The organism is Paenibacillus sp. GCM10027626 (assembly GCF_042676285.1).
Lineage (GTDB): Bacteria > Bacillota > Bacilli > Paenibacillales > Paenibacillaceae > Paenibacillus_Z.
The window spans coordinates 184,960-211,735 of record NZ_JBHTHC010000014.1 but is presented as its reverse complement, the minus strand read 5'-3'; the positions used below and the strand labels follow the sequence as shown (position 1 = coordinate 211,735).

Sequence of the window (26,776 nt, the reverse complement as noted above, 5' to 3'; positions counted from 1 at the left end):
ATAATATTTCCCATTATGAAATATGGAATGAATTGAAAAATCCCCCTACCCAAGTAGGAGGAAAACAAATTTGATGGTATGAGGAAACCCTTGTCCCATCTGCCTCGGCGAATGCCGAGAGGCTATTTAAGTAAAAGGAGGAATTAACTCAAATGAAGTTGCGGTTTCTTGTGGGAGCCATCTTCATATTGCTGCTTGGTGCTTGCAGTAACGATGCAGGGCAAGCAATAAACGATGTCACAACGACAATCAAGGATCAAGCTGACAATATACGTGACATCAATGACCCTCACGTCCAATCCATAAAAAACGGCCATCTGAAAAACTATCCGGACAAATCAGTTGGAGACGCCTTTAACGATTTCTTCGGAAGCCCGACCTGGAAACATTTCAAAGCAGAAACAGGTGAAGAAGTAGTTGAGTTTACAGGGCACATGACGTATAAAGAGACGAAAGTAAAAGCAAGGTTGCAATTTATTGTAAACGAAGACGATACATTCGAGGTTGGAGCACTATCTTTTAATGATGTCCCCCAAAATGAACTGATTAAAAGCGGAGTCCTGCTCGCAGTATTCGATAAAGAAAACACCGACTCCAGTAAATCGAATGATGGAGTAAATCATGTGCAAGACACTTCAAATCGTAGTGAATCTAAAGCAAAAAAAGATACCGAAACGACCAAGCGCACATCCGATGAAGAAAACACTAAGTCCAATAAATCGAACAATGAAGTCAATCACAAGCAAGACAACTCAAGCCTTAGTGAATCCAACTCAAGCAAGCATACCGAAACGACAAAGCAGCATACGCAACCTCCAGCAGATAAACCATCTAAAGAATTAAATGGAGATTACTATTACACCCCTGAGAATGGAAATCCATTAAGCGAATTATCGTTATCTATCAAAGGTAAACAAATTACGGGGACAGTAGTCATTAATACAATTGATGACAAAACTGCGGTTGTAAATTTTAGCGGTGCTTTGAAGGATGGGAGTGTGAAAGCCAAGTTTGACGATGACGGTTGGGGAGAAAGCGGTACGATCCAGTTAAGGCTTAACGATAACACTGCTGTTGCGACGATCACAACAAATGAGAATGAAAACTCCACTGGCTGGGGTGTCGAAACCGGAAGCTATAAGTTTCAAAAATCAGAACCATAATGGAGATGGTCTCAATTGGTGCTTGTTTTCATCATTATCGGGCTTTTAATAGTGTCAGTGATTGTAAAAATCGTCGCTGCATCGAAAAAAGAAATAGACTTGTCAATGGAAGTTGAAAAGCTGGGGGCCAAAGAAGGCCTCCTTGCTACGCATGTTGAAGGTCTTGGGCTAGGCCCTGTGGAGTGCAAAATTTTCCGTTTCGATGATCGGATACTTATCGATGCAAACACACATAGGTTTGAAATTCCATTGGAACGAGTGCGTGCTGCCGTAGCGTTAACCGAGGAAGAGATCATACAGAAAAATAAAAGTGTTGTGGGACGCGCTTTGATCGGAACTTTAATCGTTCCGGGACTGGGAACTATTGTTGGCGGGATGTCAGGCATCGGAACGAAGAATAAAGGAAAGAAAAATAATCACTATTTGATTCTAAATTTCCTCGATTCGAATGGTCAAATGGCCGCAGTATCCTTTCAGGATCAGGTAAGATTTATTATGAATAAATTTTGTAAAAATGTGAACGAATCGATTCCGGCAAATTCTGATGTGATCCGATTGTAAGTCTGGTATCCGCGTTTACGAGCGTGAATAAAGGAAATTCGAAAATTACTAAATGTTCGAAATGAGGTTCTCAAGTGGCGAAAAAACTTATGGCATTGTGCATTTCCATTGCTTTTGTACTCACGATCTCTCAAGCAGTTTCCGCCGCGGCGGACCTTGAAGTGAAAATTGTAGGACAAAAAGAAGGTTTTGTTCATTCACCAGTAGTCGTGGATGGCATTACTCTCTTTCCAATTACTCAAATCTTGAATTTTCTTGACCCTTCTGGAGTCGAAACTTTTTTTTCGGAAGAGCCGGACTATTACTCCTTCATCAGCTTTCAAGGGCAATGCTACAAAATTACACATGATCAAGCAACGGTACAGGAGTATGAATTTGAAGATTCTGGGGCTTGCTCGATGCCAACAGGAACAGTCTTTCAAATGGAAACACCAGCCTTGTATTTAGACGATCCTAGGCTCGGAATTTTTGTCCCACTCAGCTTCATTGGCGATTTATTGACTAATTCAAAATATGGGAATAAGTTTGACATCCGTCAAACTGCAAGCGATTCATTGGAGTTCAGTGTGAGAGCCTCCACTACAACAGATGGAGAGACAATGAATCCCAAACCTAATACAACCCCTGTCATTCTTGCTATGAAAATCAACAGCCCTTGGTTGCTTACTGAAGATGACGGTAAGATGTTTGACGATGAAAACCACAGCGTCACACCGGTTGTTAAACACGGATCTACCCTGCTCCCGATCTCTCCCATTGTAAACAAACTGGGAGGAACTGTAAGCTGGAATAAAAAAGAAAAGAAAGTAACGATTACGCTGAATCAAAATAAAATCGAACTCTGGCTGAACAAAAATTCTGCAAATGTGAATGGTGTGAAAAAGACATTGAACGTTCCTCCAAGCACAATCAAGGGACGTACAATGCTACCTGTTCGTTTTATTACCGAAAACCTGGGAGCTAAAGTAATATGGGATGGAAAATCGCAGATGGTGCTGATTTACTACGGCGGGGTACAACCGCAAGAAACGGATTTGCCGGTTTACAGTTATAAGATTTCGTTGCTGGATGCTTTTCAGAAACAAGAGGATAATCGGGTGACTCTTGAAGATGCGGTTAAAGAGATACAAAAGGAACACGAAAAAGTAAATTACAACGATTATGAGCCACTCGACTATAACGGAAATCTGATTCACGCGGGCAATATCGTTGGAAAAGGTACTTTTAGTGGGCAGGTCAAAAAAATTAACCGCACAAAAATTTTGGTGTATTGGAATCACGCTTCCTTCTTGGTTGACAAGGGAAAAGAGGCGGATACAGCTTTATTCTTTGGTATCAACTGGATGGCTGAGCAATGGGTCGAAGCTAAGACAGTCGTCATCGAAAGCTCTGGATACTAATAATGAGCTTTGCAGCGAGCGCTACATTTTAGAAGAGGGAGCCCCCTCTTCTTTTTTTGCTTACCTCCTTCCCATTCATGAAATGCTTGCTTTGATCAGATCAAACAAATTCTCTAGTTTTGTTATCCCCCACTCCGAAGGTAACACGACTGGATTTATACCTAACTTTCGCAACTGATTAAGTCGCTTGCTAAACTTGTCTGCCGCTCTACTGCTATCCTTTCCTTGCACGAAAAGCTCCTTTGCCTGCCACACTCCTGATGAATTGGCAATTAGGGTTATTAATCTTTCAAGTTCGAGTTTTTTTCGGAAGCAGTCTACTTTTGAACGGATTAATTGTATCGCACCATCTAATGTGTAATAATCCCCTTTACCCACGATCAGCTTGTAAAACTTCATGATCTCATTCTCAGCGCGAGTACAATTTAAATAGTCTTTTACTACACCATAACCGCTCCGCAGCTGAGTTTCAAACCGTAAAACCCCTCTCGTTATTGAGAAATCAGCAAATTTCTTTTTTGACTGCTTTTCTTTGGTTAATAATGTGTTGTATCGATTGTACCAATTTACTGTGACAGTGGTTGCCATAAAGTAACAGTTAGTCTGTGAACCCCAGTACTTTTGCGTCTCCTGATTGATGAGAAAATAAAGAGGGAGATTTCCCTTTTTGAACAGGAACAAATATTTAGGAATTAAATCCTCTTGAACGTGAACATCAGCAGCATACTCTACTCTGCGAACTTGCCATTGAAAAAAATGCGGAACCGTCAACCCAAGGATGTCCTTAAGGATATGATCGAAACGCAGAGCCACATCTTGAAATTCTGATAATGCCGTCAATTGATAATACGCTTTTACTTGGAGAAGCAACTTTGGCCGTAATCTAATCTCCAAAGCATGATAGCCCCATTCATTGCGCCTAAATCTAATTTCTTGAAATCCTAGTTTGGCGAACCCATTAGTAATATAAGCCTGCTTGTCGTACCCGTCTTTACGAAGTTTGCTCGATTTATCTACATCTTCAAAATACCTCTGGACTCCCTTGAATGCTGTATTGTACTCAGCGCGGGTCATCCGATAAAAGATGTACAGCATATCAATCATGTCAACATCTCCCCAGCCCCCACTGCACAGCGAGCAGCACCCTACAGCCCTCACTGGCGGAGGGGGTATATTATCTAAGTCGTCAAGGGGATGTTGGCTTCAAAATAAGAAAGTACATGGGAGAAACACCCCATATACTTTCTACTTTTATTAAAATACAGTGGCCCTCGTTATTTAGTTCCTAAATAGGCCAATTCGTATCCATTTTCAATCAACAGCGCTTTCATATGCGGTATACTGTACATAATCGCTTTTGTCTTTGAATTAATCTGAATTCCCCAGCTTCCCTTCCCCTTCTTAGGAATAACTCCCTTTTCGAAAAGAAATCGATAAATCTCCGCGCTTCTTGAGATCAGTTCTTCATTGCTTTCCCGTAAACGCTCGTTGACTGCTTTAAACAACTTCTCGTTCATCAAGTATAATTCGTTTGGACCAATCCAACCGAACTCTGGTTGAGTTGCTTTATTATCAATTGCATTTAAAGTTTCGTCATTAAGTAATTTATCTATCGTGTGAACAAAAGTAAGGGAGTCTCGTTCGAGTTGAGATAGACATGGCTCACCGTTTTCAGACTCTTTGCCCAGATCAAGAATGCTTAATCGGCGGAAGATATCAACAGCCTCGTTAATTGAATCTGTATATTCTTTGTCACTAAGCGCTTCTGTTTGATATCCGAATTTTAAAAAGTATAGATATCCTAATAACAACCATGCATAATGCCGCAATCGATTAGTATCGAATTCCGCTTGTTGCTCGGTAATCGTTTTATTGCAAGTCTTATAGAACTTATCGATGTTCCCTTTTATTCCCAGACCCCAGTGTTCATCTTGGAAACTGGTCTGTATGTGTTGCAAAAAAGAACCAAACCAAGTTGAAAAGACAGATGGATTCGCTTTGTGGAATTGGAAGATGCTTTTCTCAAAAGACGCCTTGCTAATATCGATGGTAATGACTGAATCATGTAGAACGGTTTTATTGCTGATAAGCAATACGCCATTGATCAGTTTATCTTGGTTCATGAGTTTCAAGTAAGGCTTTACGTCGTTCTGTTTCTCAATCTTGGCAATAAAAACAGCATCTTTTAATTTCCCAGCCTTGTTTGGTATTTCAGACTTCATGCTGTAATTGGCATGGAGTCTTGAGTCAAGAACGTATATGTTTGTTGATCGGTTATAGATATTGCAAAACAGATTTGACAATGATTCTTTATTTTTTCCATTATCACCATTCAGACATAAAATAAATCTAGGTTGATCTTTATTCTTGAGCTTTATCAGGCTTAGCAGAGAAGATAAAATGGTAAAGGACAGTAAAGGCACAGTAATTTCTTTTTCTGTAACACCTAACAGTTCCCATACTTTTCGAAAGGCTTCCCTGTCATCCATGTTTAGCATCGGAGCGAACTCAAATGTCCGCTTGATAGCTTGTTGACAGCGGATTTCATCTTTACTGAAGTCTGTAATTGGAACGTAATGGAACTCACTGTTTCCTTTCACCCATCCAACGCTTTCAGTAAACACTCTCCGTTTATAAGTCGGTCGGCGTATGGTTATTTCCAAAAGCTTATTGACATGAATTCTATTCTCATCAAGATTAAACTTTTTCAAGGTCTCCCTGCCATTTAACCATTCTCCCTTTTTCAATACATCATTCGGAAAATTGAGGCTGACTGTTTCCAGGTTATCCTTTTTCGTGCGTCTTATAAAACAAATCCTATAACCGATCTGCCTTTCTGTTCTTCCGTCATACAAGTATATCGTGTGTGTCGGGTAAAAAAAGAAGTTGCTTACTTCTGCGTAATCCGCATCAGTAAGCTCCATTTTAAATGAATCGCTATCGATAGCAATATTCAACCCTTGCTTCCTGTAAGCTTTATTGATTATTTCAACAAGGCCTCGAAACTCTTGATGTACGAATTCAAAAGAAACTTTATCAAGCACCTTTTCTTCCGGTATTTCGAAATCTATCATTGCTCTATCTCCTCAGCACTTTAATTACAGAATTACAGGATTACGGGATTACAGTATAAATCCATTTCAACTACTCAGCACAGATGTCTGCACCTTTTGATTAAACTGTGGTCAAAGGCACTTTCCCTTTTCACTTTGTTATAGAACATATAAGAAATCAATTGCTCCATATTGCACACATGAATACTCCGGAGCGTTTTGAGCCATCGTTCCGGTTAGAGAGAGCCACGTCTCCGGCTTTTTTGAGACAGCCCTCCGGTGTAAAAAGCCACCTAAGAAACGGGTGGCTCTCTCTACCGGTCTTATAAATTGAACTATCGTTCCCGTTTGCTTAATCACAAACATAATATGATCACTTTAAAAGAAGCTTCAAAAACTGACTCTTTGTCATATGTTCCTATGACCTTTAACTCGCTTCTTAATGTATCGTATGCTTGATCACCAATCAATACCTGTCGGACAGTCTATTAATCAAGAACGCTAAAATCCATTTTTGAAAACAATGTTTCGAATGGTATTCCTTGTTTTTCTAAAAATTCGACTAGGCTAGGGACTAAAGGCCAATCCGCACCTTTGCTGGTCACATAGTAATAGTCTCGATTGTCTTGGTTGTCGTGGTAAACAAAACCAGCTTGTTCTAAGACAATATATTCGTCAAATAACGCTTGACTGCTCATTCGAAGGTAAGACTCTACTTCTTTGACGAGGGCGACCCTATCTTCATTAAACGGCTTCCCTGATGGCCTAGAACGTTCTAGGATGCCCGTAAGAATTTCCCTTGAATTCTGCGTTAATTTGCTTAATTCTAAAAGGTATTGAATGATACTCGCTTTAGTTTCCTGCAACTCATGGCTATTTAAGTTCCACTGCAAAACAGTATTCATCCGAGCTGCGGTTTGAGGCTCCGTGTAGCTGTACTCTTTTCTTCTCGCCAGGTAGCCTTCAGCAGTCTCATAGTCTTTCTTGTTTAATGTTTCGCTTAACATTCGCTTCAATTCTTCAATGTTATCGCGCTCATATGCATACCGCTGATATTCAAGGTTAAATTGTGTTTCATCCAGCGTATTAAGGTTTGTAAAGAGCGCAGCGGTATGATCGGGTCCAAATACGCAGTGATACTTGGTTTTCAAGCTGCTTAATTCGTTGATCAAGTGGCTGATTTTCATCGCGTAATTATTAGTTCCGTCCTGTAGTGGACTACAGATTAAGATATAGTATTTATCCAGCGCATGGTAAAACGATTCCGCGAGTTGCCGCTTTACTTTGGATTGAAATTCTTGTTCTGAAACGTCATGATGGCTTTTAACCTGAAATCCAATTTTGCAAAAGCCTTCTATTGTTAAAAGAAGATCCACACCGTGATCATTCAAGGCTTGGGTAATTTCGAGATGGATGTTCCCTCCCAAGTATTTTTTGTTAGCATCCAGGTAATCTCTTAATTCTTTAACCAAATCATCGTGCTTTTGACCGTTAAATTTTGCGGTTTGCCTGCTGTCTATTCCTCGGTTAAGTAGGATTGTGAGGCTTGTGATAACTTGCTGTTTCTCCATGTTTTTCCCCCATATGAACATCGTATCTCAATTTAGTATACACAATTTCCTTATCATTCTTAAACATGATTGTTTCCCAGTTTGAAATAGGAGTAATTCGTTACTATGGCTTTTACTGCTATAATAAATCGTTTTATCCGTTTAGCAAATTATAAAATAAATTTCTCTTATTCAAGGTTAGTTCAACCAACTCGTACATGGTGGCTCCCGCCACCAGAGACGTGGCTCATTTTTTCCGGAGGGGTGGCTCACTACTCACCGGAATGATGGCTCTCTCGGACCGAAATATACACACACAAAACAATTATCTACTATTTTAGCATAAATCCGCCCTGATTGTGAGAACCACAACATCGTTTATCTAACACAGACTAACGCGTATCAACCCCATTCAATTAGATTTAATTTGCACTGAACAGTAATATAATCGTACTCTCATAAATTACAAATCTATATTATAACCACGAGTATGATTTCTCATAAAGGAAAGGGTGAAGCAATGTTTGCGCAGTACGATGACATTATGACTGTAGAAGACTGCATGGAAGCCTTGAATATTGGCCGCTCAAAACTATATGAGCTTCTGAGAAACGGTCAGATTAAGGCATGGAAGATGAAAGGCTATCGCATACCGAAAGCAGCAGTCAAAGAATTTGTATTTGCTCAAGCAAAGATGAGCATGCATCGCCGCAACGAGTTGGACGAAGAAGAGTAGACCAAGTCCGCAATACGAATAAGGGCTTTCTAAGCAGGGGGGATTATCGCTCCCTGCTTTTTCATTTTCAGAAACATACAACAGGAGGTCATTTCTCATGAAAGGTAGTCTGCTGAAACGTAATAAATACTGGTACATAATTGTCGAAACAAAAGACGAGTCCGGGAAGCGCAAGCAAAAATGGATCAACACTAAGTGTGAGAAAAAATCCGACGCCGAGAAGTTTCTGCGCGAAACGCTCACGAAGTTGGACAACAATAGTTTCGTTCTGCCGCAGCGAAAGCTTAAATTCACTGACTTTATGTTGGATTGGCTTCATAACGTCATTAAAAACAAAGTCGAGGAGACCACCTGGGAAGGATACGAGATGGTCGTAATGAAACATATCATCCCCTATTTCAAGAGCAAAAACGATTTGTTACTGCAAGAATTACAGCCTATACATCTGCAAAAATACTATGAAACCAAACATCAGGACGATCAAACCACAGACAAAAAAGGATTGTCTGCTAAAACATTACGAAGGCATCACGCTAACATTAAGTGCGCATTGGATTTCGCAGCAAGAATGAACTTGATTCCATTTAACCCAGCCGATCGAATCCTGCTCCCAAAGGAAGAAAAGTTTAATGCCAGCTATTACACTGTCGAACAGCTCGAAAAGCTATTTGAGGTCTGTTTAGGAACCCCGATAGAATCAGCCGTATATATCGCTGCTCATTACGGGCTAAGACGCTCAGAAGTGCTAGGACTGAAATGGGATTGTATCGATTTCGAGGAAAAGACAATTTCGATCAAAGAAGTCCGCGTAAAGTTTGGCAAAAAGGTTGTCGTGAAGAAACCGAAGAGCGAAAGCAGCCAACGGATTTTACCCTTGATGGAGAAAATCGAAGATTACTTAAAAATTCTAAAGAGGCAGCGAAAGAAAGACAAACTGCGATTCGGCGGTGATTATGTAGATAGCGGTCTTGTTTGCTGCTGGCCTGATGGAAGACCCATGAATACGGAATACCTGAACCATAAATTCAAGGAAATACTCGCAAAGAACGGATTGCCGCACATCCGATTTCATGATCTCAGACATTCTACAGCCAGCTATTTAATTAAACATGGCGTAAGCCTAAAAGAAATTCAAGTATGGTTGGGACATTCTACCTTGAACATTACAGCAAATACGTATACGCACATTGATATGGAAACGAAAAAAGATACGGCTCAAAGAATTAATGATCTGTTTTCCAAATGAGAAAAGGAGTGGTCCAATGAAGTACACCGTTTGGAAGGAACTTGATGAAGCGGGATTCACTTCTGCGTTGCTGGGCATCGCTAGAGTCCATGTAAAACTCGCTTTGGAGTACATCGAGAAAAATACTTTACCTTGTCGGAGAGAAGACATTAGAGACGAAATTCAGCGTCTGAGATTGGAGCGTGACAGAATTCTCGAGTGTATCAGTTTCAAGCATAAATCACACAAATGAAGGATGCCCCGGCGTCACTTCAAACATACCGAAAACTCCGAAGATATACGAAAAAAGAAGCGGCGTTAGCACAATGTTAGCAAAACTGCTCCATGAACGAAAAAAGATTCCAGCCACATGAGCTGAAATCACTTGAAATCCTTGATAATAGTGGTGCCGAGGACGGGAATCGAACCCGTACGGTAGTCACCTACCGCAGGATTTTAAGTCCTGTGCGTCTGCCAGTTCCGCCACCCCGGCACGGATTGAGTATGACGTGTTATAAATGGTGGGCCCTGAGGGACTCGAACCCCCGACCAATCGGTTATGAGCCGACCGCTCTAACCAACTGAGCTAAGGGCCCTTCTCAACAATTTTATGAAAAGGTTGGTTGCGGGGGCAGGATTTGAACCTGCGACCTTCGGGTTATGAGCCCGACGAGCTACCGAGCTGCTCCACCCCGCGATGTCCATTTAACATTTCGTCATTCAATGGCGACAAGAATAAATATACTACATACTACCAATGTTAGTCAACCCTTTTTCATTATTTTATTTATTTAGATGGGATAAAACGAACGCCGTATCTTCCTTTTCGGGACTGAAATACTTCGATTTCTTTTGGCGTTTCGTATCCGTATACCCACCAGTCATTTTCCATTCGTCGAACAAGGCAGCCTGCCTGAAATTTCGTTTCATACAACCGAACCCAATAAACCCATCTCATCCTTGTTCCCTCCACATACTGTTTTTGCTTATCATGCCCCATTTCGGCAAATTCAAGCCATCCCGGTGCGTAAAAAGATAAGCGGATGCTCACAATATTATGGATGTAGCTTGGCCCGATGAACGGTTGTACTCGTAGCCTACGGTAAGCGCCCAACCAAGAGACATACGAACATACAATCCGTTATTTGTCGATTTTGCGGGGGTTTAGCGGTGATTTTACCTTGCAAAGATTTTGGGGCGTTCCACCTTGGACATGGTTAGATATTACGTTGAATCGTTTAGCACTTATATCCGAGACCAGCATCAGAAGTATAGTATAGCCCAGTGGAAATATGAATTTGGGGAAATGATCCCTATAATCATAAAAGCAAGCAGATCAGGAAAGGCTATGATCTGCTTGCTTTTTGTTTTACATATCCTATCACCACCTACTGTTCTCCGGCATATCGTAAAACTTGATCATACAACTTTGCCGATACACGAAAGTTTCGGCTGATCAACTGATCGAGCAGAGACTTCAAAGCAGGAATTTTGCCTTCTTTTTTGGCCAAGATCAAGACGCCTAATGTCCCTAACGGCTGCAATAAAAACGTTTGCGCGAGTTTTCGAGCTGGCAAATCGTCCAACAAGACCTCACTAACGGACAATTCTTTAGCCGCCATCACGACCTCGATTTCGCCAAGATGTAGCTTGCCGTATAAGCGATAAACCGCTTCCCTGTTTTCGACTTGATAAAGCTGGAAAGGTGGGGTTTGCAACACGTGCTCCAACTGCGAAACTCCCTCCGCCGATTCGCTGCCCCTGGTTACCTCCGTATACACGGCATGGGGAATGTGAATGGCATCAAACAGCTCCGGCAGCAGCGAGAGCTGTTTGATGGAGGACAGGGCAATGATCGGACTTGAATTACATACAACCTGCTTCATATCCGATCTTCATCCCTGGCTGCTGTCCGTTTTTCAATAAAGTCCCGATCCTGCTCGAAATGTTCCTCCGTATATTCCCCCCAGGGAATCTCCCGCTTTTCCAATAAAGCAATAAAATCAATCAGGGATAATCCGGATAGCTCCGCCGCGCGCTCCATCGTGACAGCACGTTCCATAAAAAGAGAGATGGAGAGCGATTGACGAACCACATCATTAACCGATTCGCCCTTACTTAAGTGCTGCAGAACAGGTAAAAAGGCATTGGGTAACATCACCTGAAACCCTTCCACTCCATGGACAGCCATTTTCCATCACACCTTCACGCATTTATTTTCCATTATACCGTATTAATGAGTAGTTCGAAACATTGGACAGTGCCGAAAGACCCTGTCCACCCGAAATTTTATAATATCAAAAAAAGATAGGGCAGCATGATCTGCCCTATCTTTTCGCTTAGTATACTCTTCCCGGGACGCCGCCCTCCGTCTCTTCGATCCATGCATTCGGGTTGTCTTTAAGTTTCTGTAAAAATGCATTGCCTTTGGTTTCCCATTCTTTGAGCGCATCCGCGGCGGATTTTTTGTTTTCCATCACTTGCTGGAATGCTTGCTGGCCAAGACTCGGTAGATTGTTAATGCCCGGCTTTTCACGCTGCAGCTTCTCCATTTCAACACTAATTGGCGAGATTGGCTTCAGCGTATAGAAAGCTGCTATATTGTAGTCAGCGCCGTTACGCGGCTTAAGCATCGATTTGCGCGCGATCAGATCATACGTAGAACGGGATTTTAATTTTGCCCATTCCTTGCTGTTATTGAAGGCGATGAAATCCCACGCATCTTCAGGATTAGAGGCTTTCGCGCTAATGCCCATCAGGTTGCTTAGCGTTACATCGCTGCCGAAGCCGGGATTTTCGGAATGCTGCGGCATTGTAACGACTTGCCAATCTACAGAAGGAACTTTATCATTTTTGGCGTGCTGCTCCTTGGCGCGCTCCAACTCCGTAATATATTCATAACGGCCAACTGTCATCGCAACGCGGCCATTGATGAACAGATCGCCTGAAAACGGGTTAAACGGCATGTTGCCATTGGCATCCGGCTTCTGGTCTGCATACATGTCTTCGCCGCTCGGCACAATTTTATCTTTGTAAAGGCTGGCCATCGTTGTAAACACCTTTTCCCATTGCGGGGTGCTTACACTCATTTTCTCGCCCTTGTCATCGTACATTTTCAGCTGCAGGGCAGGCAGGTAGCTTTGCTGCATATCCCAGAACGGATCTCCGCCCCAGCGGTTAAACTGCAAGCCGAAGATGCGCTTCGTTTTTTCACCTTTTGCAACCACCTTCGCTTTGTTGATGACATCGTCCCACATCATGTTATCTGTCGGCGGCTCCACACCCGCATCCGTAAAAACCTTCGGATTGTAGAAGAGTGCAGAAGAATTGAATGTAGGCGTCAGCGCATAGATGGCATTATCGCCAGCTTCCTTAATACCGTCAATGACAGCCGGAACGTAGTCGTCAATATCGAATTCTTTATCCTGAATGTACGTATCCAGCTGTTTCAGCATGTTATCCTGTACAAGCCGCTTCAAATAGCTGGTAGAGTTATACCCATTATCTAGTACGACGACGTCAACCGGATTTGGACCATCCAGCAGTTCCTTCAGCTTGCCGTAAGTGTCCGGTTCAGTGTATGGCTTGTTTGGATCGCGCTCTTCAAAACGCATATCATCGTAGTTCACAGCGCCTACGATCTGAATGTCAAGCTCCGGGTGCAGCAATTCGTAGCTATCGGTAAATTGCTGGCGCACCCACTGCTCGTTATCCGGACTGGAATACATGAACCCGATACGCAGTACCCGCTTCTCTGTCCCTGTGCCGCTGTCTCCGCCTTTAGAGCAGCCCGCCAAAGCTGAGCCCATTAATGTCGTCAACAAGCATACTGTCGCAAATTTTTGCACATAAGACCCGAATGATGATTTCTTTTTCTCTTTCATACGGTTTACCCCTCCAATGATTTTGGCTGCGTAATAATGATACGCTCACCATCAAATTCCATCGATGCTTTATCCGTTATTTGTAAAGCATTTAAATAATTTTTTGGAATTTGCAGACGACCTACCCGATCCACGACAACATATTCTTCATGCACATTGCCGACCGCCGTCGTATGTCCTCCGTCAATGTCACCCCCTCCATCCAAATTCGGATTCCGCTTGATAAACTCGGTGCTCGTCAAGCCATCGCGTATCGCCACTACACGGTCGACCTTGCCTGCCAGCGACAAATCGTGGGTGACGATAACGATCGTAATCCCGATTTCTTTGTTCAGCTTGCGGAAGATATCCATAATCAAATCTGACGTTCTGGAATCTACCGAGCCCGTCGGTTCATCCGCCAGCAGCATTTTCGGCCGATTGGCCAAGGAGATCGCCATCGCTACCCGCTGCTGCTCACCGCCGGACAACTGATGAAGCTTGTTGTTCATCCTTTCCTTTAATCCAACCCATTCCAGCAACTGTTTGGCATAAGCGCGGTCCAGTCTGGAGGAAAGAATCATAGGCATTTCTACATTTTCAAGTGCAGTTAAGTAGGGGAGCAGGTTGCGCGCATTGTTTTGCCAAATAAATCCGACTGTATCGCGCTTATATTCAACAAGCTGATCATCGGTTATTTTCAGCAAATCCCACTTGCCGACATGAACAGCACCGGCAGAAGGGCGGTCAAGACCGCCCAATATGTTCAGCAGCGTTGATTTGCCGCTGCCGCTGTTGCCGATAATGGCCATCATTTCGCCTTCGCGCACCGAGAGGTTAAGCCCCTGTAACGCCACTACCTCCAGCTCATCGGTTTTATAAATTTTCACAAGACCTTCACATTGAATCATAGCATCCATAGCTGCTTAACGCTCCTCTCCCATCTTGACTGCCTGGTGAACGCGGAGTCTGCGGATATGAACCAGCAGCAAGGTCGCTCCCATAATCATCATCCCCGCAACGACAATATACAGTTGGTTCGTATCCTTCGAGTCAAAGACGACTCGGAAAGGCGGCACCGAATTGGCCACATTGTCGGTTGTCTGTAGGAACGGCAGGAAGAGCAGACTGGCAATTTTACCAATAATGATACCAAGCCCGATCGACAAGCCTGCTGTAAATAATTGCTCCAGCAGCAGCATTCCTGTCAGCTGCTTGCGCGAAAGTCCCATCGCCCGCAATACGCCGAACTGGACAATTCTGCTGGAAAGATTGAAGAACCAGTAAAGAATATAGCCGACTAGCGAGACTATAATCGATACGAGGAAGCCCAGGCTCAATATACCAAATACGCCGCCGCGCGTCGGATGCTTCGACTGGGTCAAAAGCTCGGCATTCACATCCTCAACCGATACCAGCTCGATTCCTTTATCCTGAAGCTGTGTAATGATCGGCCCCGTCTTGGCGCCCGGCTTCATCTTCAGCCATACATCATATTGAATAAGCGGCACCTGGTCATAAATATAATCCAGGTTGGCAATTATGAATGGCGACTGGTCCGGATACTGACTCGGCCAATACGGCACAATGCCCATGACAGCAAATTCAATCATGCCGTCCGGCAGCCCGACCGAAATAATATCGCCTAGCTTGAGCTGGTAGCGCTCCGCAACTTTGGTCGGGATAATCGCGCCGTGCTCATATTTTCCTAGATTATTCAAGAAATAAAACGGATGTGCCGGGAACAAGTCCGTACGGAACCAGGCGACCTTCGAAAAGTCGACATTGTCGATTCCGACCAGCGTGCCTTGACCGATCGAACGGCCCGACACGATGACATTGCCTTTCGTCTGCAATACGCGTGCGGCTGCCTCTACACCTTCCAGCTTGCGGAAAATCTCGAATGGCGGCTCCGTGTATGTAGTTCGTGTCGGCACGCGTTCGCCGCCCGGCTGTCCGCCGCCTTGGCCTCCGCCGCCTTGACCGCCTCCGCCTTGACCGCCGCCGTTGCCTTTGCCTGGCGGCTTGCCTTTATTCCCTGTGTCGACCACCTGCGTCTGGCCTTCCCAGACCGTCTTCACGATAACGTCCGTACCATATTTGTAAAGCGTCCGCTCTGTCGAGTTCAGATCGATTGTACGGGCGGCAGATGCATTGTATACGCCGAGTCCCAAGGTCAAAATCAGCAAAATCATAAGCGGATAATAGCCTTTGGAAGAACGCGAAAGCTGTGTAAGCGTCAAATAGAGCGGTACAGGCAGCAATCGGCGTCCCAGCCAGTTAAACAGTTTGAGCAGCCATGGGAACAATCTGAGGAAGAAAAGCCCCAGGGCAAAAATGGCGATCGCCGGCACGAAGAACAGGAATGGCTGAACATTCAATTGGTCTGTCGTCATTCCGCTTTTAAACGTAATCATCTGGCGCTCATTGAATAAATACCAGCCGTAGCCGGCAACGCCAATCAGCAGTACATCAAGGAACCAGCGCTGCCACACAGGACTGCGGTCCGAGCGCGCCAACTGCTGCTTGTAATTGACGATAGAAGCTTTGGCGTACAGTACCGCAGGAATAATGGTAGCCAGCAGTGCGAGCACTACGGCAGCAACACCTGCAATAATCGCTTCTGTCGAGAAGCCGATCGGAATCGACTTCCGGTCGACGAAAGTAAGGAAGCCGTTCGCCGAACCGATGCTTTTGGCCATGAACCAGCCAATCATCGGGCCAATGACTAAAGCAACTGCGCCCAGCAGTAATCCTTCCAGCAAATAAATCCATATAATTTGCCAGGTGCCTGCTCCGCGGCTGCGCAGCACCGCAATATCGCTTCGCTGCTTATCGAGCGACTGCCGCGCGTTCATCGCAATGAAATAAAAGACCATGGCAATCATTGGCGCCGCCAGTGTAAACAGCAGCATCTGGAGCTGCAGGCTCTGCTTGCGGAACTCATTAAGCAGTTTTTGGAAGGAAATCTCGACCTTGGTATCCTTCAGCTTCTGATAGAGCTCGATATTGAGCCGATCCAAGGTTTGGCCGAGCGGACTCAGCTGACTCGTCTGAATTTCCTTCAGGTCGAAGGCGTAATACCAATTGGCCGTATGTACAGGAATTTTCTTCTCCTGAACAAGCCCCTTCAAAAACGCCTCCTCACTGATCACAAAGGTGTTCATAATGCCTTCCATACCTTGATACCAGTAAGGGTCCACTTCGCTCTGCGGCTTGTAAGCCCCGACGATCTTTACGCGCAAATTCAGATTAAGACCGCCGTATATCGGATAAAAAAATACGTCCCCGATATGTACATCGCTGCGGTACATCGCCTCTTCCATCATGACCGCTTCGATCGTGCCGTCAGCCTCGATCTTATCGTTGAACCATCGCCCCTGTGCCAGCTCCGACTTTTTATCCAGGCCGGACATCGACATAATGGACATCTGTCTGACGCGGCTTGGGTCTACCTTCGTCGGGTCCTCCGGCGTAATTTCCGTGCTGCGGATCATCATGCTTTGCACGAATGTATTGTGAGGAAAGCCGATTTGCTTAGGCACATCCTCTTTAATAAAACGGGAAACCTCCGTCAATGCGGCCGGGTCTGTCTTCCCTCCCGATGCCTGATAACGCATCAGCATAGAACCGGCAGGCAATCCGCCGCTCTCATCCTTTAGCGTCTGTGCGACAACTCGCTTCAACGCCCCATCCGCATACATCGGGATGCTTGTTGCGAACGCCACCGCAATGATGAGACCGGCCAGCGAACTAAGCGTCAACCAGCGGGTGTTCCACATTTTGCGGAACAAAAATCGAAATAACGGCAGCCCCATCTTCTACTTACCTACGACTTTCTGTCCAGGCTGCAGGCCTTTTAAGATTTCAATCTCAGTCGGAGTCTGCTGGCCTACCTCCACGTCGACTTCCCGCTTCCCTTCGCTGTCAGTGACCTGAACATAAGTGCGAGAGCCGATCGTCCGCAGCGCAGACGGCGGAATAACGATCGCATTTTCTTTTTTCTTCGTAATAATGCTGATCGACAGCAGAGTGCCGCGGTTCGTATCCTTCGGCAGCTTCTCAAGCTCTACAAGCAAAAAGTCCTCCGGACGCTCGGTTTTCGGAGCGCCATTGCCGCCGCCGGGCATGCCGCCATTGCCATTGCCGTTGCCGTTCTGATCGTCCTTTATCATCGGCAGCTGCTTCACTTTTCCTTTTACTTGACCGGCATTGTTAATATCAACCTCGACCGGCATGCCTACCGCTACCCCTTTCAGCTCGTCAAGCGTCATCTTGGCGGCAGCCATCAGGCTCGTATTGTCTGCAATGACACAGATCGGATCATAGGCTTTAATCAGATCGCCTTTAGCTACATTGAGCGACACAACTGTGCCTGAGAATGGCGCCCTGAGCACAGCCTTGTCTATTTCGGCCTGCTGATCGGCAAGGTCTTGCCTCTTTTGCTCAAAATCAACCTTGGCCATTTCGAATTCAACCGGATCCATTTCATCCTGTGTGCGCAATTTTGCTTTCATTTGCGCTTCAAAGGTTTTGAACGTCAACTTTGCAGTACGGAGATTTTTTTCCAAATCGCCTACATCAAGCTCGCCGATAACCTGGCCGGCTGTTACTTTGTCGCCGGCTTTAATATTTAATGACTTAAGCCGCTTGCCGTCCAAAGTAAAATACAGCGTCTCTTCCTTAAGGGAAATAATTTTCCCCGTCCCTTGTACCTTCGATACGAGGGTCGTCGTGGTCACCTCATACTCCGGCCTTTTTGAGATGGCCGGCGCCGTTATTTCGGGAAGGACCTCCTCCTCTTCTTCCTTCGGGAGCAGCGAGCATCCGCTGGTAAATACGAGCGATACGCCAAGCACTGCTGCTGCAGCCCGTTTAAATGAACTTTCCGTCAACCATTTCGTAAACATGATCGGCAACCTCCAAAATCGTAGGATCGTGCGTTGTCATACAAATTGTAACTTCTTCTGTTAGAATGATGTTTTGAAAGACCGACATCACTTGCGCTGCCATCTGCGAATCCAGCTCGGCAGTCGGTTCGTCCGCCAGCAGCAGCCGCGGCTTGTGGGCAATGGACTTTGCAATGGCAACCCGCTGCTGCTCCCCTCCGGACAACTCAAAGGGACGATGGTGCATCCTTTTGGAAAGCCCCACCAGGTCCAGACAATGTGTTATCCGTTCCTTCCATTGACTGCTCGGCACCTTGGCCATCCGCAGTGAAAGCTCTACATTCTCATAAGCCGATAGCAGGGGCATAAGGGCATAAGCCTGAAAAATAAAGCCTAATTCTTTTCTTCTGACGTGCGTCCGTTCATTGTCACTCATTTTATGAAACGGCAGCCCATGAAAAAAGATTTGCCCTTTCGTAGGCTGATCCAGTCCGCCGAGCATATTTAGGAGCGTCGTCTTGCCGGAGCCCGACCGCCCTCGCAGCATAACCAGTTGGCTGGGACGCAATTCCATATTGATCCCCTTTAAGACATGCAGCGGCTGTCCGCCTACCTGAAATGTCCGCTCTACATGCTCCACGGTCATTAGCGGTTCTTTGCTGACTGGCTTCTTGGCCGCTTGAGCAGGAGGAGCCGTTGCCACGGCTGCTGCAGCTTGCGGCTGCTCGCCGGCTGCAGCGGCCTCCGCCGCGGCATCCTGCGGGCCGCTTTCAACCGTTGTTATCGCTTCCTTCGATTTTCGTTTCCACCATGCCATGCCGTATCTCAAGGCCCCCTTCCTCATTAATTTTTTTTCATATTTTCCCCATATATCGTATAGACGGTTATAGAGCTAAAAAGGTTACGCATTTCCCGCAGGAAATTATAAAAATTCCTTAAAGAAAGCTAGATTTGGACAAGAATACCTTTCATTCGCGCCCATATCTGCACTACCGCCTGCCAGGGGATGGAGACAATTCTATTATTATATCATTTTATGGCGCTTGCTGTCGCAAAATTGCCAATAAAAATAGCTGCCCGCATTTCAAAAATTAGAAATGCAGACAGCTGTTTCCCGTCCCGCTTAACGCGACTCCTTCCAATTGTAAAAACGCGAACCGATCGCCACTGCGGCAAGCCCCCAAACGGCCATCACGGCAATGTTGAGCCAGTAGCTGCCGCTCCAGGCAGATGCGCCGTAAACCATGCCATCGCGAATGCCATTGGCAAAATAAGTGAGCGGCATTATATCGGACAGCGGCTTCAAATAGCTCGGCAGCGCTTGAATATCAAAGAAAATGCCGCTCATAAACATCATTAAAAAGCTGAATAAATTGGCTATGCCAAAGTAGGCCTCCATCGATTTGCTAAAGGCTGCAACCATAAAGCCCATCCCAGTGAAAGACAGCGTCCCTACAACAAAGGCAATTAAAAACGATATGACATTAATGTTTAGATGCGCATCGAAGGCTAGCACCCCGAGCAGAGTGAGAAGCACAATTTGAATCGCGCTTAAAATAAACCGGACACTAATATCTCCAAGCCCGAACAGCCCCATGCTTGCCGGCGTCATAACGAGCCGCTTCAACAGGCCGTTGCGCCGCATCTCGACCATAGATACCATTCCGAACAGGCCTGCTTGCGAAATAGAGAGCGCAATTAACCCCGTCAGCAAAAAGTCGATATATGACAGCTTATCGCTGCCTGCCGCAATATAGTCCGTCTGCAGCCTGATCCCGCCTGCTTCTGCAGCACCCTTGTTGCCCGTTTGCTGCAGCACTTGATTAAGTATGCTCTCCATAATCTGAGCGGTGGAGGAGTTCTGCTTTTCTTTGTGCAAAATGAGGTCCAGCTGCGATGCTTCATTTTCTGATGGCAGCACAACAATACCGTCTATCTTCTTATCCAGCAGCCACTGCTCAGCTTGCTCTTTCTTGACCGGCTCTTCAGAACGATACTCGAATACATCAACATGCTTCAGCGCCTCGTATAGCCCGGCCGCAGCGGCATTCCGGTCCTGCTCGACAATAGCGAGCTTGGCTGAAAAGCTGCCGTTCGATATATTGCCGAAGATCATAATAAAGACGACGAGCAGCAGCACCGGATAAAATATCGACCAAAACCAGACACTTTTTTCGCGAAAGGTCATCTTAAAGCGGGCGGCGAACAATGATTTGAACTGCTTCCATTTTCCCGGACTCATCGTTAATCCCTCCAAGCCTTGCCTGTAAAGGCAATGAAGACATCTTCAAGACTCATTTCGCGAATCGATACCTGATCGATCACAAACGCCCGCTCCGAGGTAAAGCCAAATAAATGATACAGCGTCGCTTCAGGCTGCGTCGACCAGACCGTCAGCTGATTGCCCGTTCGTTTTACCCGGGTTACCGCTTCATCATTTAGCGCAAATCGTTCCGAATCCGAAGCGGCTTCATCTCCATCGGCAAAAAGAAGGCGAATTTCCCGTTCTTTGGTCAGTTGGGCAATCAAAGCTTGCGGCGTATCAAGGGCGACCACCTTGCCTTGATCAACGATGCAGACCCGATCGCTCAGCTTGTGCGCTTCCTCCATGTAATGAGTTGTCAGCACAGTCGTCTTGCCGCTTTTGCGAAGCTTTAAAATAATGTCCCATATATTGCGCCGCGCCTGCGGATCGAGTCCGGTCGTCGGCTCATCCAAAAAGATGAGATCCGGATCATTAATCATCGCCAGCCCGATCGCCAGCCGCTGCTTTTGCCCGCCGGACAATGCTTTAACTCGTTTATTGCGATGGTCGGTCAAGTTGACATCCTCGAGAATTCCTTCGACAGGCAAGCTGCGCTTATAGAAGGACGCGAATGTGCGCAAATTTTCCTCCACGGTCAAAAGATCGAATAAAGCGCTGGTTTGCGGCTGTACCCCAATGCGCTGCTTAATGTCATGGCGTTGTTGATCCCAAGCTTTGCCCAAAATTGTAATCGACCCTGCATCCGGACGCTGCAGCCCTTCAATCATCTCTAATGTTGTCGTTTTGCCGGCACCGTTAGGTCCTATAATGGTAAATACTTCTCCTGCCCTCACTCGAAAGCTAATCTCCTCGACAGCCTTCACTGTACCAAAAGACTTCTGCAGCCGTTCCACAACGAGCACTTCCGACGTTCCTTCTGACATCGGTTCAGTCCTCCAATCCGCCAAAATTTAGCATAACGATTTTCTTAAGCCAATCATAACGGATAGCCGGCCGCGGCATAACAGGCTAGAGAAGGTTTTGCGCTCCGTCTCGGGATGTAGTTAGCCCCGCAGCAGCATAGCGTTGCCTGACGCATAGCGGCGCAGACCAAGGTGGAACAGCCACATGGCGCCCGCAAAAAATAGCAATGTTCCTCCAATGGCAGCGGCTGTAAAAACCGGATCAAATTCGCGCAGCAGCCCGATCGGCAGGGAACTGATTAACCCCGCAGGAAAAACCGTAAATAATATGATTTTAGCCCAACCTTTAAAAATACTGGCCGGATAGGTGGTCAGGGCAACAAAGCTGTTGAAGGTCTGCTGCACCACTCCTTCTGCATTGCCGACAAAAAAAGAAAGGCTTCCGACGAGCACCATAACAGACAAGAACAGTAGACCGCTTATGAATAGCGATAAGGCAAAAAGCGCCATCCCCCGCACCGTATGCTCCCCGACCCAGCAATAAATCGCTATGGCAAATAGAAAGTCCCCTATCGCCGTAAGTGACATCCGGCTGACGAGCAGATGCAGCAGCACAGGCTTAGGCTGCGACAAATAAACATCGAGCTGCCCATTTGCAATAAGTTCAGCAAGACGGCTAAAATTGCCGAAAAATATGCTTACCCAGCCGAACCCGCCTGCGCTGACCGCCCAGAGCATCATTACATCGGTCAACTCCCAGCCATTAACAACCGGAAAACGCTGAAAAAACAAGCTCCAAAAAAAGAGCCACATCAAATTGTTAATAAACATCATGCCCGCCATCAGAAAAAAGCTCATGCGGTATTCCAGCGCCGAAGCCAGATTCACTTTCCAGCAGGCGCATAAAAAAGGAAATATCCGATGTTTGCTACCCTCCATTGACATGAAGCTTCTTCACCCCTTTCCGGTAAATCGCCATTACGGCAATGGCCAGTACAACAATCCAGATGCACTGAATGGCCAAAAAATGCAGCAAGCTGCTATCCTGAACAGCTACTGCCGCACGTGCAGGCAAATAGAGCACTGCCTGGAAGGGCAGCCATGCGCATATTTGCTGCAGCCATTCCGGCATAAGATCGATCGGCAGCAGCATGCCGCCTACGGTAAAGTTCAACTTTTGCAATACAAATTCTAATCCTCTTGTCTCCTCAATCCAGAATGCACACAAGGCAACGATTGCGTTCAGCAAAAAAGCAACCGTCAGCGCACCCGCGCTTAAGGCTAAATAATTGGCCCAGCCTAACCCGAAGGAAGGAGCCCCGACAAAACACCAGGCAATTGCGCTGCCGGCTGCCAAATGAATAAAAAAACGAAACAAAGCTTCCGCCATATAAGTCGTATAATGAAATCCGATATAGGATAAAGGACGAATGAGCCTGACCGCGATCTCGCCTTTTTTCACTTCTTCTTCTATCCGAATGCACAGCTGGGGGCTTGCCATCGTCAATGCCTCCGTAAATACTAAATACCAAATGATTTGCTTCAAGGAAAAGCCCGCGATTAACCGTTCCGTATCGCCGCTGTAGGCTGCCGTCCACAGCTGAACAAAAACGTACAATATAAGCAGTAAAAAGGAAGCGCGCAAAACAAATGCCGTTTTATAGGCCAACTGCTGCTGAATCGTAATGATGCCCAGTCCCTTCAGCTTGCTGCCTTTCGCAGCCAGACGCAGCAAACGCTCACTCATCCCCCGCACCTCCTCCTTTCATCCCGTATATATGCTGAATAATTTCTTCCATCGGCGGGTTCTCGATGGTCAAATCCTCGATTGCTGCCTGCGCAATGACTGCGCCTAACACCTGTTCCATATTGGTACGGCTCAGGTCAACGACCAGCTTATAGCTGCGCTCATCCTGCGCGCTGACCGATACGCCGGGAATTGTGGGGCTGATTACGCTTCCTGGTTTTACGAGCAGTGAAACGACCTTCTGATTGAGCACCTCCTGGTGCAAACGGTCGACCTTTTGATCAAGCAATAGCCCGCCATGGTGAATAACGACAGCCCGGGTGCAAAGCTCCTCCACATCGCCCGCATCGTGCGAGGTTAAAAAGACAGTCGTTCCTTCCTCGCGGTTCAATGTGCGAATTAACTGCCGAATTTGCTGTTTAATCACCACATCGAGCCCGATTGTCGGTTCATCGAGAAACAGCAATTTGGGGCGGTGCAAAAAGGAAGCCGCGATTTCACAGCGCATTCTTTCACCGAGCGACAGCTTGCGGACCGGTGTGTGCAAATACGCGCCCAGTTCAAAACGCTCGATCAGATCATTCCGCCGCTGAATATAATCATGACGATTCAATTCATAAATGCGGCTCAGCAGCTCAAAAGTATCAATTGGTGGGAGATGATACCATAGCTGCGATTTTTGCCCGAAGACAGCACCGATCTGAAAAGCAAGCTGCGTTCGCTCCCGCCACGGAACAAAGCCCAATACTTCGGCATGACCAGAGCTGGGATGCAAAATGCCGGTCAGCATTTTGATTGTCGTCGATTTCCCCGCCCCGTTCGGTCCTAGAAACGCAACCGTTTCCCCTCGCCTAACTGACAGGTCAATATCGACGACTGCCCGCTTTTCCTCCCATTCCGGTTTCAGCAAAGCGCGTATGCTGCCGGCAAGCCCCTCTCTTTTGCGTTTGCTGTAAAAAGTTTTACACAACGCTGTCGTTTGTAACGCGTACATCTCTTATTCGCCCTCCACTTGACGCCGTCCTTGGCGCGAGGCAAGTTTCTTCCCCTGAAATTTTCTAGAATTTATCGAGTGAAACGATAAATTCTAGAAAATCAAAAAAACCTCGCGAGCGAGCGCCGCCAATAATTTAGGCGGAACTTGCCGAAGGTCTTTTATCCCTACGGTGTAGCACGACAATATATTCATGCCGGTTTCGCTCGGTTCGAGCTGGCGCTGAAGCAAAGCTGCGCCATCGGATCCCTAGAAACCCTTCCGTTTGATGATACATATTACCATCCTATTTCCAGCATGACAATATATTTTCTGATTTTTCAATCTTTTTTGTCCGCATCTGTTCATCAACTTGGAATTGCTTCATAGATATGTTACGATTAGGCCACAAACGATAGAGAAAAAAGGGGGCGGAACGACCAATGTTAAAGCTGCGAAATTTTTTGCTGACTGCTTCGAATTTTGTTGGAGAACTACGGTTAGGCAGTTTCCGCACAAAGTCGGATTTCTATGATAAATATAGCCAGACAGATACGAAGGCAGGCTATATTATTTTTATTACGTCGCTGATGTTTCTAACGATCGGTGTCATTTCCTGGCTTACGTTGGCTGCACAGTAATTGGCTCGCGGTATGACTATGAGCGGCTAGCTTTTCATCGCCGTCAGCAGTGGTCAGTCGTTTGAGCTCCGAAGAAGGGGCAAGCTGCAAAGCGGTTTCATCTAAGGGAAGCCACAGACGTTATTTCGCAAATAACCCCTCTTTTTGAAATCTAACGGATGTGAGCGATCTTATTTAGACGTTTTCTTGCGAAATCAGGCTCGTCATCATCAAATAGCGGCGCACAGTTCCGTTACAATTTCAGATCGGCCGAATTTGCGTAAATAGCGGTCGTGACATCCGTTAGCATATTCGACAAAATAACGGATCGTGTGTCCGCTTGACTTAATATGATAGACACATAAAGAGCCGCCCTCAATAAATTTGAGGCGGCTCTTACTTTATTTATACGCCAAATGATTGCGGATTTTCGCGCCAAGCCTGCAGCATTGCCAGCTGCTCCTGCTTTACAGTTCCGTTTGCCACAGCCGCGTCCAGCAATATCAAATAGTTGGACAAGGTTTGCAGCGGAATATTCGCTTCTGCAAATGCGGCTGCCGCTTGCGGGAATTGATAAGTGAAAATTGCAACAACCCCCTGTACGACACAGCCTGCCTCGCGGACGGCAACCGCCGCTTTCAGCGAGCTTCCTCCTGTAGAGACTAGATCCTCGATCATGACAACCTTTTGTCCAGGCGAAAAGTGGCCTTCAATTTGATTCGTTTTGCCATGCCCTTTTGCTTTATCCCGCACATACAACATCGGCAAGTTCAGCTTTTGCGCGACCCAAGCGGCATGTGGAATTCCGCCTGTGGCAATGCCGGCTACTGCTTCGCAATCCGGATACTGCTCCCGGATAATCGCCGCAAAGCCCTCGGCAATTTTTTCGCGGATTTCCGGGAATGACATCGTCAAGCGATTATCGCAATAAATAGGAGACTTCAAGCCTGAAGACCAAGTGAACGGCTCGTCCGGCCGCAAAGCGACAGCTCCAATTTTCAGCAGCTCCTGTGCGATTTCAAGCGGCAATTGCGCTAATGTACTCATGATCCAATCAGCTCCTCAATAATGTTTTCCAATGCTTGGCGCGGGTCGGCGGCGCCAGTGATCGCTCTGCCAATAACCATATAATCCGTGCCCTGCAGCAGCGCTTCACGCGGCGTCATAATGCGCGATTGATCGCCGACATCAACTCCTGCCGGACGGATGCCCGGGGTGATCGTCTGGAAACGCTCGCCGCAAGCTTCTTTAATCGCTCTTACCTCTTGCGGAGATGCGACCACTCCGTCAAGGCCCGCTTGCTTGGCCAGCTTTGCGTAGCGGATAACAGCATCCTCAGTCGAGCCTGCGATGCCGATTTCGTCATTCATTACCTGCTGGCTCGTACTAGTCAGCTGCGTGACGGCAATGACGGTCGGCCGCTGCCGGCCTCCGCCGCCTAACGCTGCGTCCACGCCCTCAAGAGCCGCTTCCATCATCCGCACGCCGCCGGCAGCATGGACATTAAACATATCTACGCCAAGCTTCGCTATACTTCCCGCTCCGCCTTTAACAGTATTCGGGATATCATGCATTTTCAAATCAAGGAAAACAAGATAGCCGCGTTCCTTTAAACCAGACACAAATGCCGGTCCAGCTGAATAATACAGCTGCATGCCGACCTTGATATAGCAGGCGATTCCTTCCAGATTGCGCAGCAACGCTTCCGCCGCCGCAGCGTCAGGATAGTCCAGCGCTACCATGATGCGCCCTGCCGCCGCCTCCCGTGTCAGCCTCGTCAATATTGCCGCCTCCTCATTATTATGGAGAAAGCCTGCTTGTCGGCAGG

General features: G+C 46.4%; 24 protein-coding genes and 3 tRNA genes. 6 read left to right on the top strand and 21 right to left on the bottom strand.

Annotated features, from left to right (window positions below; genetic code table 11):
• The first annotated feature begins 152 nt into the window (after positions 1–152).
• The 3 genes from ACFQ0N_RS25030 (at position 153) to ACFQ0N_RS25020 (ending at position 3,124) form a co-directional block, all read left to right on the top strand.
• Positions 153–1,163: a hypothetical protein gene (locus tag ACFQ0N_RS25030; protein WP_379331411.1), complete on the top strand. Its 1,011-nt coding sequence runs from the start codon at positions 153–155 to the stop codon at positions 1,161–1,163.
• 15 nt (positions 1,164–1,178) lie between these two features.
• A complete protein-coding gene (locus ACFQ0N_RS25025; RefSeq protein ID WP_379331409.1) occupies positions 1,179–1,724 on the top strand; it encodes a hypothetical protein in 546 nt (181 codons plus the stop codon).
• A gap of 74 nt (positions 1,725–1,798) precedes the next feature.
• Complete coding sequence (locus ACFQ0N_RS25020; protein ID WP_379331407.1) at positions 1,799–3,124, top strand: stalk domain-containing protein; 1,326 nt, start codon at positions 1,799–1,801, stop codon at positions 3,122–3,124.
• A gap of 75 nt (positions 3,125–3,199) precedes the next feature.
• On the opposite strand, the gene ACFQ0N_RS25015 is transcribed toward ACFQ0N_RS25020, so the two are convergent.
• The 3 genes from ACFQ0N_RS25015 to ACFQ0N_RS25005 all read right to left on the bottom strand — a co-directional run bounded on the left by ACFQ0N_RS25015 (position 3,200) and on the right by ACFQ0N_RS25005 (position 7,748).
• A complete protein-coding gene (locus ACFQ0N_RS25015) occupies positions 3,200–4,228 on the bottom strand; it encodes a hypothetical protein (protein WP_379331405.1) in 1,029 nt (342 codons plus the stop codon).
• Between the two features lie 170 nt (positions 4,229–4,398).
• Positions 4,399–6,198 carry a hypothetical protein gene (locus ACFQ0N_RS25010; RefSeq protein WP_379331403.1) on the bottom strand — a complete coding sequence of 600 codons (1,800 nt, stop codon included), beginning with the start codon at positions 6,196–6,198 and terminating at the stop codon, positions 4,399–4,401.
• A 467-nt stretch (positions 6,199–6,665) separates the two neighbouring features.
• Entirely contained in the window at positions 6,666–7,748 is a 1,083-nt protein-coding gene (locus ACFQ0N_RS25005; RefSeq protein WP_379331401.1) for a hypothetical protein, read from the bottom strand.
• Between the two features lie 499 nt (positions 7,749–8,247).
• On the opposite strand from ACFQ0N_RS25005, the gene ACFQ0N_RS25000 reads away from it, so the two are divergent.
• Together ACFQ0N_RS25000 and ACFQ0N_RS24995 are read left to right on the top strand one after the other, a co-directional pair.
• Positions 8,248–8,463 carry a helix-turn-helix domain-containing protein gene (locus ACFQ0N_RS25000; protein ID WP_379331400.1) on the top strand — a complete coding sequence of 72 codons (216 nt, stop codon included), beginning with the start codon at positions 8,248–8,250 and terminating at the stop codon, positions 8,461–8,463.
• Positions 8,464–8,560: 97 nt separating this feature from the next.
• A complete protein-coding gene (locus ACFQ0N_RS24995; RefSeq protein WP_379331398.1) occupies positions 8,561–9,709 on the top strand; it encodes a tyrosine-type recombinase/integrase in 1,149 nt (382 codons plus the stop codon).
• A 383-nt stretch (positions 9,710–10,092) separates the two neighbouring features.
• Here the strand turns inward: ACFQ0N_RS24995 and ACFQ0N_RS24990 are convergent.
• The 16 genes from ACFQ0N_RS24990 to ACFQ0N_RS24915 form a co-directional block, all read right to left on the bottom strand.
• Positions 10,093–10,181, bottom strand: a tRNA-Leu gene (locus ACFQ0N_RS24990).
• 26 nt (positions 10,182–10,207) lie between these two features.
• Positions 10,208–10,284: transfer RNA gene (locus tag ACFQ0N_RS24985), tRNA-Ile, on the bottom strand.
• 24 nt (positions 10,285–10,308) lie between these two features.
• Positions 10,309–10,385: transfer RNA gene (locus ACFQ0N_RS24980), tRNA-Met, on the bottom strand.
• Positions 10,386–10,475: 90 nt separating this feature from the next.
• A complete protein-coding gene (locus ACFQ0N_RS24975; RefSeq protein WP_379331396.1) occupies positions 10,476–10,646 on the bottom strand; it encodes a hypothetical protein in 171 nt (56 codons plus the stop codon).
• A gap of 430 nt (positions 10,647–11,076) precedes the next feature.
• Positions 11,077–11,574: a PIN domain-containing protein gene (locus tag ACFQ0N_RS24970; RefSeq protein ID WP_379331394.1), complete on the bottom strand. Its 498-nt coding sequence runs from the start codon at positions 11,572–11,574 to the stop codon at positions 11,077–11,079.
• Positions 11,571–11,879, bottom strand: a complete 309-nt coding sequence (locus ACFQ0N_RS24965) for a UPF0175 family protein (protein ID WP_379331392.1) — start codon at positions 11,877–11,879, stop codon at positions 11,571–11,573. The genes ACFQ0N_RS24970 and ACFQ0N_RS24965 overlap by 4 nt, the downstream gene beginning before the upstream one ends.
• Before the next feature lie 148 nt (positions 11,880–12,027).
• On the bottom strand, positions 12,028–13,572 hold the full coding sequence (locus ACFQ0N_RS24960) for an ABC transporter substrate-binding protein (RefSeq protein WP_379331390.1): 1,545 nt from the start codon (positions 13,570–13,572) through the stop codon (positions 12,028–12,030).
• Positions 13,573–13,577: 5 nt separating this feature from the next.
• Positions 13,578–14,462 carry an ABC transporter ATP-binding protein gene (locus tag ACFQ0N_RS24955; protein ID WP_379331444.1) on the bottom strand — a complete coding sequence of 295 codons (885 nt, stop codon included), beginning with the start codon at positions 14,460–14,462 and terminating at the stop codon, positions 13,578–13,580.
• A 15-nt stretch (positions 14,463–14,477) separates the two neighbouring features.
• Complete coding sequence (locus tag ACFQ0N_RS24950; RefSeq protein WP_379331388.1) at positions 14,478–17,369, bottom strand: ABC transporter permease; 2,892 nt, start codon at positions 17,367–17,369, stop codon at positions 14,478–14,480.
• Between the two features lie 3 nt (positions 17,370–17,372).
• The gene (locus ACFQ0N_RS24945) at positions 17,373–18,461 is read right to left on the bottom strand and encodes an efflux RND transporter periplasmic adaptor subunit (protein WP_379331386.1); all 1,089 of its coding nucleotides are present in this window, start codon (positions 18,459–18,461) and stop codon (positions 17,373–17,375) included.
• On the bottom strand, positions 18,427–19,257 hold the full coding sequence (locus ACFQ0N_RS24940) for an ABC transporter ATP-binding protein (protein WP_379331384.1): 831 nt from the start codon (positions 19,255–19,257) through the stop codon (positions 18,427–18,429). The genes ACFQ0N_RS24945 and ACFQ0N_RS24940 overlap by 35 nt, the downstream gene beginning before the upstream one ends.
• Positions 19,258–19,563: 306 nt before the next feature.
• Positions 19,564–20,682: an ABC transporter permease gene (locus tag ACFQ0N_RS24935; protein ID WP_379331382.1), complete on the bottom strand. Its 1,119-nt coding sequence runs from the start codon at positions 20,680–20,682 to the stop codon at positions 19,564–19,566.
• 2 nt (positions 20,683–20,684) lie between these two features.
• Positions 20,685–21,629, bottom strand: coding sequence for an ABC transporter ATP-binding protein (locus tag ACFQ0N_RS24930; RefSeq protein WP_379331380.1), 945 nt, complete (start codon positions 21,627–21,629; stop codon positions 20,685–20,687).
• 120 nt (positions 21,630–21,749) lie between these two features.
• On the bottom strand, positions 21,750–22,547 hold the full coding sequence (locus ACFQ0N_RS24925) for an ABC transporter permease (protein WP_379331378.1): 798 nt from the start codon (positions 22,545–22,547) through the stop codon (positions 21,750–21,752).
• Positions 22,537–23,355 (bottom strand): ABC transporter permease, encoded by an 819-nt coding sequence (locus ACFQ0N_RS24920; RefSeq protein WP_379331376.1) that lies wholly within the window; start codon positions 23,353–23,355, stop codon positions 22,537–22,539. Before ACFQ0N_RS24920 ends, ACFQ0N_RS24925 begins: the two co-directional genes overlap by 11 nt.
• Positions 23,348–24,349, bottom strand: coding sequence for an ABC transporter ATP-binding protein (locus ACFQ0N_RS24915; RefSeq protein WP_379331374.1), 1,002 nt, complete (start codon positions 24,347–24,349; stop codon positions 23,348–23,350). The genes ACFQ0N_RS24920 and ACFQ0N_RS24915 overlap by 8 nt, the downstream gene beginning before the upstream one ends.
• A gap of 422 nt (positions 24,350–24,771) precedes the next feature.
• Here ACFQ0N_RS24915 and ACFQ0N_RS24910 point away from each other — a divergent pair, with 422 nt between their 5' ends.
• The gene (locus tag ACFQ0N_RS24910) at positions 24,772–24,969 is read left to right on the top strand and encodes a hypothetical protein (RefSeq protein ID WP_379331372.1); all 198 of its coding nucleotides are present in this window, start codon (positions 24,772–24,774) and stop codon (positions 24,967–24,969) included.
• A 384-nt stretch (positions 24,970–25,353) separates the two neighbouring features.
• Here the strand turns inward: ACFQ0N_RS24910 and pyrE are convergent, their stop codons facing one another.
• A complete protein-coding gene (gene pyrE, locus ACFQ0N_RS24905) occupies positions 25,354–25,995 on the bottom strand; it encodes an orotate phosphoribosyltransferase (RefSeq protein WP_379331370.1) in 642 nt (213 codons plus the stop codon).
• Positions 25,992–26,690 carry an orotidine-5'-phosphate decarboxylase gene (gene pyrF / locus ACFQ0N_RS24900; RefSeq protein WP_379331441.1) on the bottom strand — a complete coding sequence of 233 codons (699 nt, stop codon included), beginning with the start codon at positions 26,688–26,690 and terminating at the stop codon, positions 25,992–25,994. Before pyrF ends, pyrE begins: the two co-directional genes overlap by 4 nt.
• Positions 26,691–26,776: the final 86 nt, after the last annotated feature.